Raw genomic sequence first — 15,167 nt, 5'->3', positions numbered from 1 at the left:
GTACGGCCGTGACCGATCGGTTGGACGGCCAGCAGGCCACCGGCGACGGAGAAGCCGTCGCCGGGGCCTCCTCCGGCCCGCGCGAACCCCTCGCAGATCCTTCCTCCGACTCCCCCCAGGCGGGAGCGGCCCACTCCGATGCCGGGGCCGACACCCCGGCCGCCTCGGAATCCCTGACCGTTTCCGAGTCCCCTGCCGATTCCGGCTCCAGTGCCGGTTCCGGTGCCGAGCCCGTTTCCGCTGCCGGTTCCGGTGAGCCGGCGGCGGGTCCGGCCGCGGCGGGGTCCGCGACGGCGGCCCCGCCCGGCGCGGTCGCCACGGCGGGCACGGCGGCGGGCACGGCGCAGGCGTCCCCGCGCCTCGGCCCGCCGCCGAGACTCGCGGTGATGTTCCTGCTGCCGGCGGCGCTGCTGCTCGCCGCGTGGATGATCTATCCGGTCGTCTACTCCATCTGGCGCAGCCTCTTCGACGCCACCGGCGACCGCTTCGTCGGACTGGGCAACTACGTCTCGATCTTCACCGACTCCTCGACGCTCACCACGATCAGGAACAACATCATCTGGGTCGTGGTGGCCCCGATCATCGTCACCGCGCTCGGCCTGGTCTTCGCGGTGCTCACCGAGCGCATCAAGTGGTCGACGGCGTTCAAGCTCGTGCTGTTCATGCCGATGGCCGTCTCGCTGCTCGCCGCCGGGGTCATCTTCCGCCTCGTGTACGAGCAGGACCCCGACAAGGGCGTCGCCAACGCCATCATCACGACCGTCCACGACGCCTTCTCCACCAGCGCGAGCTACCCCGGAGCCCGGCCGCGGGAGAACGACCAGGCGCCCGCGGTCGTGCAGGACGGCGCCGTGGTGACAAGGCAGGAGGCGCAGGCGGGCACCCCGGTGCTGATCCCGCTCGTCGGCCTGACCCAGGACGCCGTGAAGGACGCCGCACCGGCCAAGGCCGCCCCCGGCGGCGACGGCCTGAGCGGCACCGTCTGGCTCGACGTCGTCCGCGGCGGCGGAGGCACGCTGAACCAGATCGACCCGCAGGAGAAGGGCCTCGGCGGCATCACGGTCGAGGCGGTCTCCGGCGGCGCGGTCAAGGCGACGACCGAGACGGCCGCCGACGGCACGTTCCGCTTCTCCGGTCTCCCGGCCGGTTCCTATGTCGTACGGCTGCCGCAGTCGAACTTCACGGCGCCCTTCAACGGGCTCACCTGGCTGGGGCCGTCGCTGATCACTCCCGCGATCATCGGCGCGTACATCTGGGTGTGGGCCGGATTCGCGATGGTGCTGATCGCGGCCGGGTTGTCGGCGATCCCCCGTGACGCCCTGGAGGCGGCCAGGATCGACGGCGCGACCGAGTGGCAGGTGTTCCGCCGGATCACCGTGCCGCTGCTGTCGCCGGTGCTGCTCGTCGTCTTCGTCACCATGATCATCAATGTGCTGAAGGTCTTCGACCTGGTGTTCATCATCGCCCCCGGCTCGGTGCAGCCGCAGGCCAACGTGATCGCGCTGGAGATGTGGCGCGTGTCGTTCGGCGGCGGCGGCAACCAGGGCCTGGGAAGCGCGCTGTCGATCTTCCTGCTCGTGCTGGTGGTGCCGTTCATGATCTTCAACATCCGCCGGTTCAGGAGGGACGAGGGATGACGACCCTGGCCGAACCCCGGCACGCGCAGCCGATCCAGCGCAACGTGGTCGCACGGGTGGTCGACCGCCTCGGCGGCGGCCTGGTCCAGGTCTTCATGATCCTGGTCGCGCTCTTCTGGCTGCTCCCCACCCTGGGGCTCCTCGTGGTCTCGCTGCGCGGCGAGACCGACAACAACTCCTCCGGCTGGTGGACGCTGTTCACCAAGCCCGCGCAGCTCACGTTCGACAACTACTCGAGCCTGCTCGCGTCGGGCTTCGGCTCGTCGTTCTGGAACACCGTGCTCATCACGGTGCCGGCGACGCTGCTGGTGATCGGCATCGCGGCCATGGCGGCGTACGCGTTCGCCTGGATCGAGTTCCCCGGCAGGGACCTGGTGTTCCTCGTGGTCATCGCCCTGCTGGTCGTCCCGGTGCAGATCGCGCTGATCCCCATCGCCAAGCTGTACGGAGCCCTCGGGATCTTCGGCTCGATCCTCGGGGTCGTGCTGTTCCATGTGGCGTTCGGTCTGCCGTTCGCCATCTTCCTGCTGCGCAACTTCTTCGTGGGCATTCCGCGCGAGCTGCTCGAAGCGGCGCGGATGGACGGCGCGCCGGAGTGGCGGATCTTCGCCACCGTGGGGTTCCCGCTGGCCAAGCCCGCGATCGCGTCGCTCGGCATCTTCCAGTTCCTGTGGGTGTGGAACGACCTGCTCGTCGCGCTGGTGTTCGCCGACACCGAGAACCAGCCGATGACGAAGGCACTGCAATCCCAGATGCGGCAGTTCGGCACGAACGTGGACATCCTCGCGCCGGGCGCGTTCCTGTCGCTCATCATCCCGCTGGTGCTGTTCTTCGCCTTCCAGCGGTATTTCGTGCAGGGCATGCTCGCGGGCTCGGTCAAGTGACCGGCCGGAGGCCCCGGATCGTCCCGGGGCCTCCGGCATCACCGCGGTCACCACGGGAAATGTCCCGTGTGTGGTGCACCGTGCAGAAAGGGCGTCGGATGCCCGCTTTACGGGGGTAAGCGGGCATCCGATCTTTCCGCTGCCGGGCCGTACGGGGGCCGAAAAGCCGATAGAGTGCGCGGACATGTCAGGACGTCCGTTGCACGAACTCGTGGAAGCCGGGTGGGCCGAGGCCCTCGCACCCGTGGCCGGGCGGATCGCCGCCATGGGCGACTTCCTCAGGCAGGAGATCGCGGAAGGCCGCCAGTACCTCCCGGCGGGGAACAACGTCCTCCGCGCGTTCCAGCAGCCGCTGAGCGAGGTCCGGGTGCTGATCGTCGGTCAGGATCCGTACCCCACCCCCGGACACCCCGTCGGGCTGAGCTTCTCCGTGGCCCCCGACGTACGGCCGCTTCCGGGCAGCCTGGTCAACATCTTCAAGGAGTACATGGCCGACCTCGGCCACCCCACCCCGCCCTCGAACGGCGACCTCACCCCGTGGACCGAGCAGGGCGTGCTCCTGCTCAACAGGGTGCTCACGGTGATGCCGGGCAAGCCCGCCTCCCACCGGGGCAAGGGCTGGGAAGAGGTGACCGAGCAGGCCATCAAGGCGCTGGTCGCGCGGGGCGGGCCGCTCGTTGCGATCCTGTGGGGCCGCGACGCCCGCAACCTGCGGCCGATGCTGGGCGACGTGCCGTGCATCGAGTCGGCCCACCCCAGCCCGCTGTCGGCGCGCAGCGGGTTCTTCGGCTCCCGTCCGTTCAGCCGGGCAAACGCCCTGCTGGAGCAGCAGGGCGCGGCGCCGGTCGAGTGGAAACTGCCGTAACGGCTAGCCGATAGGATCACCACCATGAGCGATGGAACGGACACCGGTCGCTACCTGCGGCTCACCGTCGACCTGGTGGTCGAGGTCCTCGATGTCGACGCGCTGCAGGCAGCGGCGCTCGCCGAGATCCGCGACCCCCAGGCCGAGCTGAACGACGCCGAGCGGCAGGAACAGATCGAGCTGGTCAACTCCGACGAGACGGGCGCGGCCGCCCTGCAGTGGCTGATCGAGCCCGACCACGTGCTGGGCCTGGTCGAGCACGTCGCCGAGGTCGAGCCGCGCGAGGCGATGCTCGGCGTGGAGCCGTCGGAGGGCGTCCTGGAGGACGAGGACGACCACGACCACGACCACGACGAGCCGGGCCACACCCACTGATTCCCGTCCGCTGAGGCCGGTCTGCTGCGGCCGGTCTGCTGAGGCCGGTCTGCTGAGGCCGGTCTGCTGTGGCCGGCCGCATCCACCTCAAGCCGGGTCTGCTGAGGCCGGGCCACACCCACTGATACCCGCCCACTGAGACCCGCCCACTGAGACCCGTCCGCTGCGGCCGGTCCAGATCTGCTGAGACCGGCCCATGGGAGGGCGTCGGGCCGGCCGCCTGCCGGGCCGACGCTTCCGCGCCGGCCCCTTACCCGGCCGAATGACGACCACGGGTAAGCGTCACAAAGCCTCAGGCATTCGGGATGAAACGGCGAAAACCATCACAGGACCGCGGGTAAGCCACATCGTCGCGGCCATGCGTGACGGGATCGAGGTAAGTGCCACACGGCCGCGGGCAGGCGTCAGGGGACCGCGGGCAGGCGCCAGCGCCGCTCACACCGGCCGAAGAGGCTCGTGCGGTCCGGCCGGAGGCTCCACGTAGACAGGGTCGCCGGGCCGGACCTCGCCGCCCTCGATGACGATGCCCATGACCCCCGCCTTGCGCACCAGATTGCCCTCTTCATCCCGATCCAGCACGGCCTTCATCAACCCGTCCTGGAAACCGTTGAGCTGCGCGCACGGGTTGCGCAGGCCCGTCACCTCGACGACGGCGGTCTCGCCGAGGCGCAGCCGTGTCCCCGTGGGCAACGCGAGCAGATCGACACCCCTGGTGGTGACGTTCTCCCCCATGTCCCCCTCCCGTACGGCGAAGCCCGCCTCGCGCAGTTCGTCGTGCAACTCCGCGTGCACCAGGTGCACCTGGCGCAGGTTCGGCTGGCTGGGATCACGGGCGACCCGCGACCGGTGCTTCACGGTCACTCCGGCGTGGGCGTCGCCCTCGACACCGAGGCCGGCCAGCAGCCGGATCGACTCCAGAGGGGTCTTGCTGAAGGTGTGGGTGGCGCTGCGGCTTACCGCTATCACTCTGCTCGTCATGTCTTCTCCTCTTAGGGCAACGGCTCCATTCCGCGCACGAGGGCGAGAAGACGGCAAGTGGATATTCGTCACACGGGGCCTGCTCGCCGACCCGCGCGACGCGTTGACCAGCGGAAAGAGGCCGGCGATCTCTATAGCGCCGGGCACCCCGCCGTCCCGTGCGCGCGCGTGCCGTCAGGAGCGGTACGCGTGGCGCCCCGGACGTCAGACGCCGAACGCCGAACGCCGGGCGTCGGGCGTCGGGCGTCGGGCGTCGGCGAGCAGCATCAGCGCGAACAGCCCGGCAGACCCGGATCCGCTCATGTCGGCCACGGCGCGAAGCGTGCGGCGCCGCCCGAGGACGCGCACCTCCGCCGAAGACTTCTTCGACAGCCTGGCCGGGCGGAACGGGTCAGGAGCTCAGGACCTCCTCACGCCGCCGGGCGAGGGAGTCCTGCTGACGGGTGAGCTCACCGCAGCGAACGGACACCTGGGCGACCATGGCCGCGACCCACTCGGCCACCTCGCGGACGGCCTCCGCCGTACGGGCGATCCGCTGGTGCTTGATGGCGTCGGTGATGATGTTGTCGAAGAAGACGTCGGCGAACCAGCGGGTGTCCACCTTCGGCAACCGGGGTGCGGCGACGACGCCGATGTCGGCCAGCTCGCGGGAGAACCGATCGAGAGCGCCCTGCGCGTGCCACGCCGCCTCGTCGGCCTGACGCAGGTGTCCGTGCTCGACCATGTCGGCGAAGCCGCCGCTGCTGAACATGTCCCATGTCGAGGCGCCGCGGGCGCCGCTCAGGTGCCGCAGGACGTAGCCGACCGCCTGGCCCGCGGCGGCTCCGGCCTGCTGCGCCTCCTGGTGCTCGCGCAGGTCGGCGCTGACGTTCGCCAGCCGGGCGGCGATGTCGGCCAGCTCCCGCCCGCGCGGGTCCCCGGACTCGACCAGCATCCGTTCCTTGCGGGCGAGCAGCACCTCCAGCTCCTGATGCGGGTTGCCGAGCTCCGCGAGGGCCTGGTCGGTGGTCCGCAAATCGCCGGCGAGCCACTCCAGGCGGGTGCGCTGACCGGTGACCCGCTGGCGGGCCGCCGCCGCCTCGGCCCGTTCTCGTGCCAGGCGTTCTTCCTTGTCGCCGGTCAGTCCCGCCAGGAAGGCGGCGAAGCCGCCCTGTTCCAGCTTGGCGACGTCGCGATCCTCCTTGGCGAGCTGCCGCTCCAGATCGGCGAGCATGCCACGCACCTCCTCGATCTGCGTCAGGAGAGTGGCACGCTGCCGGGTGAGCTGGTCGCGGCGTCGGGCACGATCCCGCGCGTCCCGTATCTCGTCATCTATGGCAGCGAAAAGGGTCACACCTTACAGACGTCCCATGGTGGTCCAAACGTTCCCGCGCCGCCGCCTGATCACCTGGTCAGGGGACCAGCCGATCGTTCCAGTGGTCCCGCGCGGCCCTGCCCAGCCCCATCGTGCCGATGGTCCCGCGCGGCCCTGCCCCAGCCCCCATCGTGCCGATGGTCCTGCCGGCCTCCAGCCCCATCGGCGCCGGTGATCCCACGCCCCCTCCCCCGGCTCGTGTGCCGTACGCCTGACTTGTGCGCTGGACGCCACGCCCCCTGCCCCCGGCACGCCGCCCGGGCAGGCGGTTCAGGCGACCAGCAGCCCCGCGGTGTGGTGCGGGTGAGGGTTCCCGCCGTGACCGCCCGGCAGGCCGAGCTTGAGGCACGAGCGCGCGGCGGCGGCCGGTGTGAGACGCACGCGCAGGAGCCCGTTCTCCTCGTGCACGGTGCCGGGCTCGGCCTCGTGCTCGGCGTTCGCCATGCGGCCGCTCTCCCGATCCGGCCGACCCGCCCACACAACGAGCCGCCCACGCAACCCCTCGGACATGCCGGGCTCAGCCCCGTGCTCGGTGCCGGGGACCTGGGCGGAGCTGTCTGGCCCCGCTCCGCCGGACAGCACGGCGTAGTCGATGCCCGCCATCCGGAGGCGGCGGGCGACGGCGCGGCAGGGCGGCGGCGTTTCGGTCTGCCACCGGGAGCCGGAGGACAGCCAGGCGAAGTGACCCGCGAGCAGCGACTCTGCCACGGCCCGCAGGACGGTCGCCGCACACAGGCTGTGCGCGCAGGCGAGGCCGGTCAACGCGATCTCCGGCAGGCCGAAACGCCGCAGGCCGCGCGATATCGTGACCAGGCACGAGCAGCCCCCGCCGGCATCGGCTCCCACGGGTGCGGCAGTACCGAGGCCGAGGACACAGGCGTGCTCCTCGTCGGCGCACGACACCCTCCAGCCCAGCCAGTCGTCGCCGAGGTCGAAGCCGCGCCGTTCCCCCGGGCACTCGGCGCAGTGGTAGACGGCCGCTCCGGTGAGCGGGTCGTACAACACGCCGTGGTAGGCCTCCGCGATGCCGCGCGCGGCCGCCCGGGCGACCTGGGCGGCCTCGGGTTGTTCCTCGACGGGTGCGGTGCTCGTCACCACCACATGGTGGCGGGCCCGTCTCACCCGTTTGAGGTCCTCGGTGCTCAGGTCCATGCGCCGCCACGGGGAGCGCGTCGACCGGAACGCCTCCAGCCTCAGCCGTGGCGTGCCGAGCGCGTCCCTGGCGGCGCGCCGGTGTGACGGCCCCATCCGCCAGGGGACGATCGACGTGAGATCGGTCGGCGTGCGGTCCGTGACGACGACGAAGACCGACGAGGTCTGCGCGGGCACGGGATAGGTGATTCGCATGGCTCCTCCTCCGCGACGTGCTGCATCTACAACCGCCGAAGCGGCCGCGGGAAGTGCCGTAGGAGCAGACGGCCCCGCGCCTGCCGCTCCCCGCACTGCCGCAGGTCCACAGCCTGCGCGAAACCACCGTCGCCCGGCCCGGCCGAACGCCATTCTGTGGATAGTCGGCGAACAGAACGGGCGAATCTCCGTGCCGCATCACCCCTATCCACAGGTCGCCGGTCGACCAACCTGTCCGGCGACCGTCCGATCGGCCCTCTAACCGGCCCTGCCCGAGATCAGGAGCCGATGGGCCTCCAACGTCCCCTCCGGCAGGTCGTCGGGCGCGCACCACCGGGCCTCCAGGATCTCCCTGGGGTCGAGCTTCATCGTGCCGCCCACGAACTCGGCCTCGTACGCCACCTCGACCCGCAGCCGGTAGCCGCTCCTGAGCTGGACGAGCTCGCCGACGCGCACGGTCAGACCGGTCTCTTCACGCACCTCCCGGACGACCGTGTCCTGGAACGTCTCCCTCTTCTTGGCGCTGCCGGTGGGCAACCCCCATTGCCGGCCTTCCGGCCACAACCGGTGCCGGAGCAACAGAACCCGCCCGTCTCCGTCGCGAACGATCCCCGTGACGCCGATCATGAACTTCGCCTGCGACATCCACAGCAGCCGCCACTGCAATGAGCCGCCGATGCTCCGCCACAGCCGGGCGACCAGATCGTTCACGTGATTCCTTTCGTCCACGATGCGGGGAAAAGGACATCATCACAGGCCTGGCCGCCGGTTCCGCGCCACTTCCCGCCAGAGGGACGCCCACTGATCGGCGGTCAGGTCCTTGGGCAGCGCGTTGGGCGCCACCCCGGCCTCACGCGCCCAGGCGCGTACGGCCCGGCGGTCCAGGCATCCGGTGCGTTCGAGGATCTCCGCGAGGCCGCGCCCTCGGCCGGTGAAGACCCGGCGTACGAGGTCCTGGTAGGGCTCCCGCTCATCGACGAGAGGTGCGGCCCTGCGCGTCATGGTGAGCAGCCCGCCGTCGACCGAGGGGGTGGGCCGGAACGAACGGGCGGGCACCCGCGCATGCACCTCGAACGCGTACCACGGCCACCAGGCGGCGGTCAGCATGCTGGCGCCGCCGACGCCGGCCCGCCGCCGGGCGACCTCCCACTGCACCAGCAGCACCGACGTTCTCCAGCCGGACGCCGCGAGGAGCCGCCGCATGATCGAGGTCGTGAGATGGAACGGCAGGTTTCCGACGACCACGTGAGGATGCCGGGGAAACCGGAACCGCAGGATGTCGGCGGCGACGACGGTGACGTTGGCCGGGACGCGCCGGGCCAGCCGGCGTGCCCGCCCGGGATCGACCTCGACGGCCGTCACCGGCCTGCCGTACCGGCTGAGGGGAAGCGTGAGCGCGCCGTCGCCCGCGCCGACCTCGACGATCGGGCCGGTCGTCCCGGCGACGAGGTCCCCTATGCGTGCGACCACCATGCGGTCGACGAGGAAGTTCTGGCCGAGCTCGTGCCGTCCGCCCTGATGAACCATGAAAGTGCTCCGCGAGTGCGCGATCGGAGCCGGGCAGCATGAAGCGCCGCACCGGCGAGGACACCGATGGCGGCGGAGCCGTACGAAAGGAAGGGATCCGCCGCTATGAGCGGCGGATCCTCGTGAAGCATGCGAAGCAGCCCATGAGCGTCACCCTAGCGAGGACGACGGCGGGACCCGCAAACCATTTTCCGCGCGTGTCCTCCGCCGTTCCCGGCGCCCGAGGACGGTGTCAGTCGTGCGCGACCGACGGAAGCCTGCGAAGAAACCGCACCTCCCGCCAGGCCGGACGGCCGAGGAGGGCCAGGAGCCCCGGCCGCAGCAGGCCCCGGACGACGGTCGCGTCCAGCAGGATCGCCACCGCCAGGCCGCCTCCGAGCTGCTTCATCTCCAGCGTCGAGAGGGTCGCGAGGAGGGCGAACACCGCAACCATGATGACGGCGGCGCTGGTGACGACCCCGCGGCCCTGACGATGCCGCTCCGGACGGCGTCCTTGACCCCCTCGCCCCTGACGACCGCCTCGCGAATCCGGCTGAGCACGAACACGTGGTAGTCCATGGACAGGCCGAACAGGACGACGAAGAGGATCAACGGGATCCACGAGACGACGGCGCCGTTCGACTGGAATCCCAGGACGGGCTCGGCCCAGTCATTCTGGAAGACGAGCACGAGGATGCAGTAGGCCGCCGCCACGGAGATCAGGTTGAGCAGGCCGGTGACCAGGGTGACGAGGATTGAGCGGAACGCGACCAGCATGACCACGAGGCACAGCAGGACGACGAACCCGACGACGTGGGGCGGCCGCTCCTCCTGCACGCTGGCGTGCCAGCCGAGAATCCGCCCGTGTCGTGTCGCGTACGACATCACCGTGCCGCGCGACGCCTCGATCACGGGCCTCGTCGCCGACGGCACGATGACGGTCTCCGGTGTGGACGGTCGTGTGCGGGTGAGCACGCCGCGCGGCGACGCTCCGTGAAGAGCGCCCTGAAGGGTCCCCAGAGGCCCCGGACCCGGTGAGCGCCGGGGTCCGGGGGTGACGAACTACTGGGACTCGCCTTCGCTCCAGGTCATGTCGATACGCCGCCCGATGACCTCGTATCCGGCACGGAGGAACGCCTGGGCCATCGGGACGTTCCCGACATCCGTGGCGGCGCGGACACGCGGGACGTCCTGCTCCGCGAGGATCCGCGTCCCCTCGGCCAGCAGGTCGTCGATGTAGCCCTTGCCGCGGTGCGCGGGCACGACCCCGATGTACGCGATCATCGCGTTGTAGGAGTTGCGCGCCGGGATGACGAATCCCACGGGTTCGCCTTCGGGTGATGTGCCGATCCGCCACCATTCCCGTGGGCTCGGATAGTGGGCGAGCTCGTCGTCGTAGTGCAGGGCCGCGGCCTGCTCGGCGGGCATGCGGACGAGGTCGGCGCGGCTGTGGGCGTCGAGCGTGCCGTCGAGGACGAGGGTCATCAGCGCGACCAGCTCCTCCCTCCCGGACACGGGGCGGAAGGCCAGCCGGCCGCTCGGCGGTGCGATGGGCGCGCCCGGACGCCACTCCAGCCGCAGCCGTTCGACGAGCGGCCGGGCACCGGTTCGCTCCAGTACGGCGATGCGGCCCTCGACCGCACGCCTCGCCTCCGCGTCGTCGCGCCACCGCGGGGGGACGTACGCGTTGTGCTCCGGTGGGCGAACCCCGGCGGGCAGCACCGCGGCGCTCGCGGTCTCGAACAGCCGGACCCCGGCGTCGATGCTCGCCGGTGCGGGCGTGGCGTCGTCGAGATCGAGGATGTCCAGCAGCTCCGGCGGCTCGCCCGCACGCGGGGCCCACCAGGACAACCGTGCGACGAGGTGGTCGCCGCGCAACGCCATCCACATCCACTCGGGCCGCCGCCGACCGGCGGCGAGGTCGTCGTCCAGCTCGTCGTTCAGTACGTAGGGCAGACGGCGGAAAAGGTCGAGTTCCGAACGCCCCGCGATGGGGCGAATGATCAGGTTTTCGGGGTTCACTGCACTTCCTCGGGTGAGGTGTGCCGCTCGCGCCCAGGGGTCAGCGTCCGGCCACACCCCGGGAAGGAACCGGCACGACGTTTTCGGTGTACATCGGCTCGTCCCTCCTCTCGTCCTCGAAGGTCCGCCTGTTCTATCGGACCTGCCGTCCGGCCCGCCAATCATTTTCGGCCGGCCCGAAAGCCGCACGTGAGAGGGGCCGCCCGGCGCAGGCCGGGCGGCCCCCACAAGCCGGCCTCACCGGGCCGTGGTGCGGATGTCCGGAATCAGCCGCAGTTGCCCCATCCGCTGCGACCGCCGCTCGCGACCTCGCCGTTGATGCGGGTGTCGGCGATCGTGCCCGAGTATTTGACACACAGGCCCTTGGCGTACAGCTTGATCGGACCGGCGTAGTACTTGTACTTCCCGCTGTCGCTCTTGTGCGCGGTGGTCACCGGCTCGTCGCGGTGGCGCCTGACCTGCGTCACCAGGGTCGCGGACGTCCGGGTGGCCGTGCCGGCGTACGACGACTTGATGGTGACGACGCAGTTCTGCCCGGTCTTGCGGTTGTAGAGCAGGTAGACCCGCCCGAAGACCCGCCCCGAAGGGGTCTTCACCGCCCGGCTGCCGTCATCGCTGACCCGGCCGAAGCCGGAGCCGCACACGCCCTCGGGGGTGTAGCCGGCGGAGATCGCGTATGCCGGGTTGGCGACGAGCCCTCCGACGGCCAGCGCCGCAGCGACGACGACCGTACTCGCGGACCTGCGCATACGTTGTCCTTTCCCAACCGCCGCCCTCGGTCCGGGCGGCGTCCTGGCGATCATCTTTGCGGATCATCAACCAGGAGATGACCGAAACAGTCAAATTCGGGCGAGGCCAATCATCTCGACGTGGCGAACACGGCTTCCGCGAGCGCCCGCGCGGCCAGGGCCGGACGGGCGGCGGGCCGGGTGACGGCGTGGGCGAGCACGCCGTCGATGAGCACGAGGAGCTGGTCGGCGCCCGCGTCGGGAGCGGGATGCCCGTGGCGGGTCAGCTCCGCCGCCATCAACCGGTGCAGGCCCTCCTTGAAGGACCGCACCTCCCCGTGCGCCGGATGCGCGGGGTCGGTGAGCGCGAGCTCGGCCGCGGTGTAACGGCACCCGCGGAAGGCCGGCTGCGAGGTGATCACGTCGAGCTCGTCGAACACGGCCAGCACCCGCTCGCGCGGATCGTCCCCCGCCGCGTCCATGACCTGGCGGTAGCGGTCCAGCCCGCCGTCGCTGCGCAGCACCTCGGCCACGAGGCCGTCCTTGCCGCCGAAGTGCTGATAGAGCGAGCGTCTCGCGACGTCCGCCTGCTTGAGGATCGCGTCGACGCCCACCTGTACGCCCTGGCTGTAGGTGAGCTCCCTGGCGGCGTCGAGCAGCCGCTGGCGGGGACCGGGTCTCGTCGTCACATGCCGATTCTGGCACGCGCTTGACAGTAGATCAACCGGTCTATCTAATTGGGCGGTGCATACCGATCGTTCTATCCACGGCGGCGGCACCGTCGCGTTCCAGCACGGGCTCGTCCACCTCATCGTCATCACCCTGGCCATCGCCGCTCTCGTCCAGTGGCTTCCGCGCGCCAGGGCCACGGCCTGACCCGTCATCAGCGAAGGAGAACCATGAACGATCTCAACGACCTGGCCCGCCGCTACGCCGCCGTGTGGAACGAGCCCGACCCCGCCGTACGCCGCGAGTCGATCGCCCGGCTGTTCGCCCCCGACGCCGCCCACTACACCCCGTCGATGGAGGCCCACGGCCACGCGGAGCTGGAGGAGCGCATCGCCACGTCGTACGACAAGTGGGTGGCTCCGGGCACGTACGTCTTCCGGGCCGTGGAGAACGCGAACGGCCACCACGGCGCGGTCCGCTTCAACTGGGAGATGGTGCGTACGGCCTCCGGCGAGGTGGACTCGGTCGGGTTCGACTCCCTCACGCTCGGCGAGGACGGCCGGATCAGGACCGATCACCAGTTCATCGAGAGCTGACCACCCCGCCCGGCCCTCGCGTACGGATCAGCGCGAGGGCCGGTCACCGGCTCGGCTCGAACTCGCCGGCGTGCGGCCAGAACTGGAGGGCCGGATCACCGAGGGCGTCGACGACTTCCCCGCCGCGCAGGACAAGATGCGCCCCGGGAAGGCTCCGGTAGCGGAGCATGGCGTAGAGCACATCGGCGAACGGCTGATCGCGCAGAGACGTGACGATTTCGGCCGCCTCTTCAGCGTCCGAGCCGAGCAGCCTGGCCCGATCACGGAGCATGGAGACGGTCCGGACGAAGGCGGAGGCGCGGCCCCGTACGAGATCGGCTCGGTTAAGGCCGAAGACCTCGATCGTGATGTCTCCCCTGCGCGTCAACGCCTCGTAGACGCCGGTGCTTAGCACGAGTTCGAGATGCTCGTACGGATCCTCGGCCGTAGGGTCCACGAGCAGTGGTGCGCCGTCCTCGTCCCGAGGGAACAGCTCGCGCTTCTGGTGGCTGTTGCAGTGGGAGCAGGCCAGCAGGTGGTTGGGCCAGTCGAAGGCGCGTAACGGCGCCTCGGCGAGCGGCTCGAAGTGGTCGATGTCCGTACCGAGGCCGTCACCGCAGTACATGCATCGTCTGATGCCGGTGGTCATGCCGGTGAGATGCACCGTCAGCTGCGTCCGGACGTTCCTGGCGGACTTCCACTCAGCTCGCGCTACCGAGCCGTCTGCACGTTTCTCTCGTAACTTTCCCGTGCGATCATCAAGCTGCTCGGCCAGCTCAGGGGGAAGCGCCAGACGATATAGGCGGATCATGGCGTGTCGGCGATCCTCCGGGCCACCTCGCCCACTCTCGTGGTCAACGTGCTGCTGAGCCTTTCGCGTAGACGGTCATACTCGGCCAGTTCCGCAGGCGTCGCTCTGCCGCGCAGCACGGCGCGTTCGAGCACGGTCAGCCGACGCCGCAACTCTTCGGCGCGTTCCGAGTAGGGCGAGTCGATGCCGAAGAGGTCCGTGAGCAGCGCGTCGTCACCGCTGCCGTACACGATGCGGTCATACAGGTCCGGCTCCACGACGCGTGGAGGAACGTCTTCGTCCACTCCCGCAAGCCTGATCAACCCGCCGGGGTCGGCGCTCTGGCAAATGTACGGGCTGTGAGAGGTGACGATGAACTGAACAGCCGGAAAGTGGGCCTTCAGCCACTCGCCGATTCTTTTCTGCCAGCTCACATGCAGATGCACGTCGATCTCATCGATCAGCACGACGCCCGGCATATGAACAACCGGATTTCCCGCCTCCGACCGCTCTGCTCCAAGGAAGACCTCGGTGATAGCACCCCCGTACATATCTCTCATGTGCCTCAGCAGGTCGAGAACCAGTGCGGTGACGGTCCGGTAGCCGTCGCTCATCTCTCTGAGCGCGATCAACCGGCCGTCCCGCTCGGCCCACAAGCCCTCGCTGTCCACCCGTACGACGCGGAAACCATCGGGCAGAAGTCCGTCGTTCAGGAGGTCGATGACGAAGGAGAGCAACTGCTCGGCGCCCGGCCGCCCTTCCAGCCGACGCAAATGCAGGTCGATCAGCCAGCTCACGCTCTCCGCGAGAGAAGCGTCCTCGTGAAAGAGGCTGGCCAGACGAGAAACGGCACCCGTGCCCAGCATGAGCCGCTGGGCATCCGCCGAGCCTCCAACCAACCGACGGAAAGGCCCATAACCGGCGACAAACCACCCCTGCGGGTTTTCCCTCCACGGCCCCCGCATAGCGGGAGTCTTTTCACCGGCGTGCAATGCCGGCTGCGCGCCGTACTGCCCTGACTCGTCGAGCCGCTGCCGGGCCCAGGTCAGGCGAACCGGGAAAGGATTCCTCGCATCCCGCCTGACAGACGCAAATCCGTCCCATTTCTCGTCGAATGCGATTTCCGCTCCGACGGTGCCCTTCTGCTCGTCGTCGGAGATCCAGCCGTCGAATGCCGGCACCAGGCTCCGAGCGACGAACGGGCCTGCCATCGCCAGCGCCATCGCACGGAGCAATGTCGTCTTGCCCGAACCGTTGCGGCCGGCCAGGACCGTCCAGCCCGCATGGCTGCCGTCGGGACGGGTAAGCCGAAGGTCCACGCTCCGGGGGCCGGAGAACCCGCGAATGCCGGAGACCTTGACCTCGGCGAGGTACATCGTCCACTCCCGTTCCCTGGTCGTGCCATGCCTTCTTGAACCTTAGGACCCCGCAACGGCA

At 70.0% G+C, this 15,167-nt stretch carries 19 protein-coding genes; 6 read left to right on the top strand and 13 right to left on the bottom strand.

Annotation, left to right across the window (positions count from 1 at the left end; genetic code table 11):
- Nucleotides 1–8 precede the first annotated feature (8 nt).
- From FLV34_RS21355 to FLV34_RS21340, 4 genes are all read left to right on the top strand, one after another.
- Entirely contained in the window at nt 9–1,637 is a 1,629-nt protein-coding gene (locus tag FLV34_RS21355; protein WP_315985205.1) for an ABC transporter permease subunit, read from the top strand.
- Nucleotides 1,634–2,521, top strand: coding sequence for a carbohydrate ABC transporter permease (locus tag FLV34_RS21350; protein WP_147943874.1), 888 nt, complete (start codon nt 1,634–1,636; stop codon nt 2,519–2,521). The genes FLV34_RS21355 and FLV34_RS21350 overlap by 4 nt, the downstream gene beginning before the upstream one ends.
- 184 nt (nt 2,522–2,705) lie before the next feature.
- Nucleotides 2,706–3,386, top strand: a complete 681-nt coding sequence (locus FLV34_RS21345) for a uracil-DNA glycosylase (RefSeq protein WP_142647180.1) — start codon at nt 2,706–2,708, stop codon at nt 3,384–3,386.
- Between the two features lie 24 nt (nt 3,387–3,410).
- Complete coding sequence (locus tag FLV34_RS21340) at nt 3,411–3,761, top strand: hypothetical protein (protein WP_147943873.1); 351 nt, start codon at nt 3,411–3,413, stop codon at nt 3,759–3,761.
- Nucleotides 3,762–4,196: 435 nt separating this feature from the next.
- On the opposite strand, the gene FLV34_RS21335 is transcribed toward FLV34_RS21340, so the two are convergent.
- From FLV34_RS21335 to FLV34_RS21295, 11 genes are all read right to left on the bottom strand, one after another.
- Nucleotides 4,197–4,739 (bottom strand): MOSC domain-containing protein, encoded by a 543-nt coding sequence (locus FLV34_RS21335; RefSeq protein WP_147943872.1) that lies wholly within the window; start codon nt 4,737–4,739, stop codon nt 4,197–4,199.
- Nucleotides 4,740–5,130: 391 nt separating this feature from the next.
- On the bottom strand, nt 5,131–6,072 hold the full coding sequence (locus FLV34_RS21330) for a hypothetical protein (protein WP_142647184.1): 942 nt from the start codon (nt 6,070–6,072) through the stop codon (nt 5,131–5,133).
- A gap of 58 nt (nt 6,073–6,130) precedes the next feature.
- The gene (locus FLV34_RS40615) at nt 6,131–6,274 is read right to left on the bottom strand and encodes a hypothetical protein (RefSeq protein WP_187280685.1); all 144 of its coding nucleotides are present in this window, start codon (nt 6,272–6,274) and stop codon (nt 6,131–6,133) included.
- 89 nt (nt 6,275–6,363) lie between these two features.
- Nucleotides 6,364–7,440, bottom strand: coding sequence for a hypothetical protein (locus tag FLV34_RS21325; protein ID WP_147943871.1), 1,077 nt, complete (start codon nt 7,438–7,440; stop codon nt 6,364–6,366).
- Between the two features lie 258 nt (nt 7,441–7,698).
- Nucleotides 7,699–8,151 (bottom strand): NUDIX domain-containing protein, encoded by a 453-nt coding sequence (locus FLV34_RS21320; RefSeq protein WP_147943870.1) that lies wholly within the window; start codon nt 8,149–8,151, stop codon nt 7,699–7,701.
- A 39-nt stretch (nt 8,152–8,190) separates the two neighbouring features.
- The gene (gene erm / locus FLV34_RS21315) at nt 8,191–8,967 is read right to left on the bottom strand and encodes a 23S ribosomal RNA methyltransferase Erm (protein WP_142647188.1); all 777 of its coding nucleotides are present in this window, start codon (nt 8,965–8,967) and stop codon (nt 8,191–8,193) included.
- A 232-nt stretch (nt 8,968–9,199) separates the two neighbouring features.
- Complete coding sequence (locus FLV34_RS41700; protein ID WP_205830110.1) at nt 9,200–9,391, bottom strand: MMPL family transporter; 192 nt, start codon at nt 9,389–9,391, stop codon at nt 9,200–9,202.
- Nucleotides 9,352–9,921, bottom strand: coding sequence for an MMPL family transporter (locus tag FLV34_RS21310; protein WP_205830111.1), 570 nt, complete (start codon nt 9,919–9,921; stop codon nt 9,352–9,354). Before FLV34_RS21310 ends, FLV34_RS41700 begins: the two co-directional genes overlap by 40 nt.
- 87 nt (nt 9,922–10,008) lie before the next feature.
- Nucleotides 10,009–10,968 carry a GNAT family N-acetyltransferase gene (locus tag FLV34_RS21305; RefSeq protein ID WP_260617207.1) on the bottom strand — a complete coding sequence of 320 codons (960 nt, stop codon included), beginning with the start codon at nt 10,966–10,968 and terminating at the stop codon, nt 10,009–10,011.
- A 266-nt stretch (nt 10,969–11,234) separates the two neighbouring features.
- Nucleotides 11,235–11,717: a hypothetical protein gene (locus FLV34_RS21300; protein WP_142647189.1), complete on the bottom strand. Its 483-nt coding sequence runs from the start codon at nt 11,715–11,717 to the stop codon at nt 11,235–11,237.
- A 110-nt stretch (nt 11,718–11,827) separates the two neighbouring features.
- Complete coding sequence (locus FLV34_RS21295; RefSeq protein WP_221889900.1) at nt 11,828–12,385, bottom strand: TetR/AcrR family transcriptional regulator; 558 nt, start codon at nt 12,383–12,385, stop codon at nt 11,828–11,830.
- Nucleotides 12,386–12,440: 55 nt separating this feature from the next.
- Here FLV34_RS21295 and FLV34_RS42580 point away from each other — a divergent pair, with 55 nt between their 5' ends.
- Both FLV34_RS42580 and FLV34_RS21290 read left to right on the top strand, forming a co-directional pair.
- Nucleotides 12,441–12,572 carry a hypothetical protein gene (locus FLV34_RS42580; RefSeq protein WP_260617208.1) on the top strand — a complete coding sequence of 44 codons (132 nt, stop codon included), beginning with the start codon at nt 12,441–12,443 and terminating at the stop codon, nt 12,570–12,572.
- Between the two features lie 23 nt (nt 12,573–12,595).
- Nucleotides 12,596–12,961 (top strand): nuclear transport factor 2 family protein, encoded by a 366-nt coding sequence (locus FLV34_RS21290; RefSeq protein WP_147943869.1) that lies wholly within the window; start codon nt 12,596–12,598, stop codon nt 12,959–12,961.
- A gap of 43 nt (nt 12,962–13,004) precedes the next feature.
- Here FLV34_RS21290 and FLV34_RS21285 read toward each other — a convergent pair whose 3' ends face one another.
- Both FLV34_RS21285 and FLV34_RS21280 read right to left on the bottom strand, forming a co-directional pair.
- Complete coding sequence (locus tag FLV34_RS21285) at nt 13,005–13,589, bottom strand: HNH endonuclease (RefSeq protein WP_205830112.1); 585 nt, start codon at nt 13,587–13,589, stop codon at nt 13,005–13,007.
- 158 nt (nt 13,590–13,747) lie between these two features.
- On the bottom strand, nt 13,748–15,106 hold the full coding sequence (locus FLV34_RS21280; RefSeq protein ID WP_142647192.1) for an AAA family ATPase: 1,359 nt from the start codon (nt 15,104–15,106) through the stop codon (nt 13,748–13,750).
- Nucleotides 15,107–15,167 lie beyond the last annotated feature (61 nt).

Origin of the sequence: Microbispora sp. CSR-4 (genome assembly GCF_008033685.1) — a bacterium.
Taxonomy (GTDB): domain Bacteria; phylum Actinomycetota; class Actinomycetes; order Streptosporangiales; family Streptosporangiaceae; genus Microbispora.
This window is presented reverse-complemented; position numbering and strand designations above follow the sequence as displayed.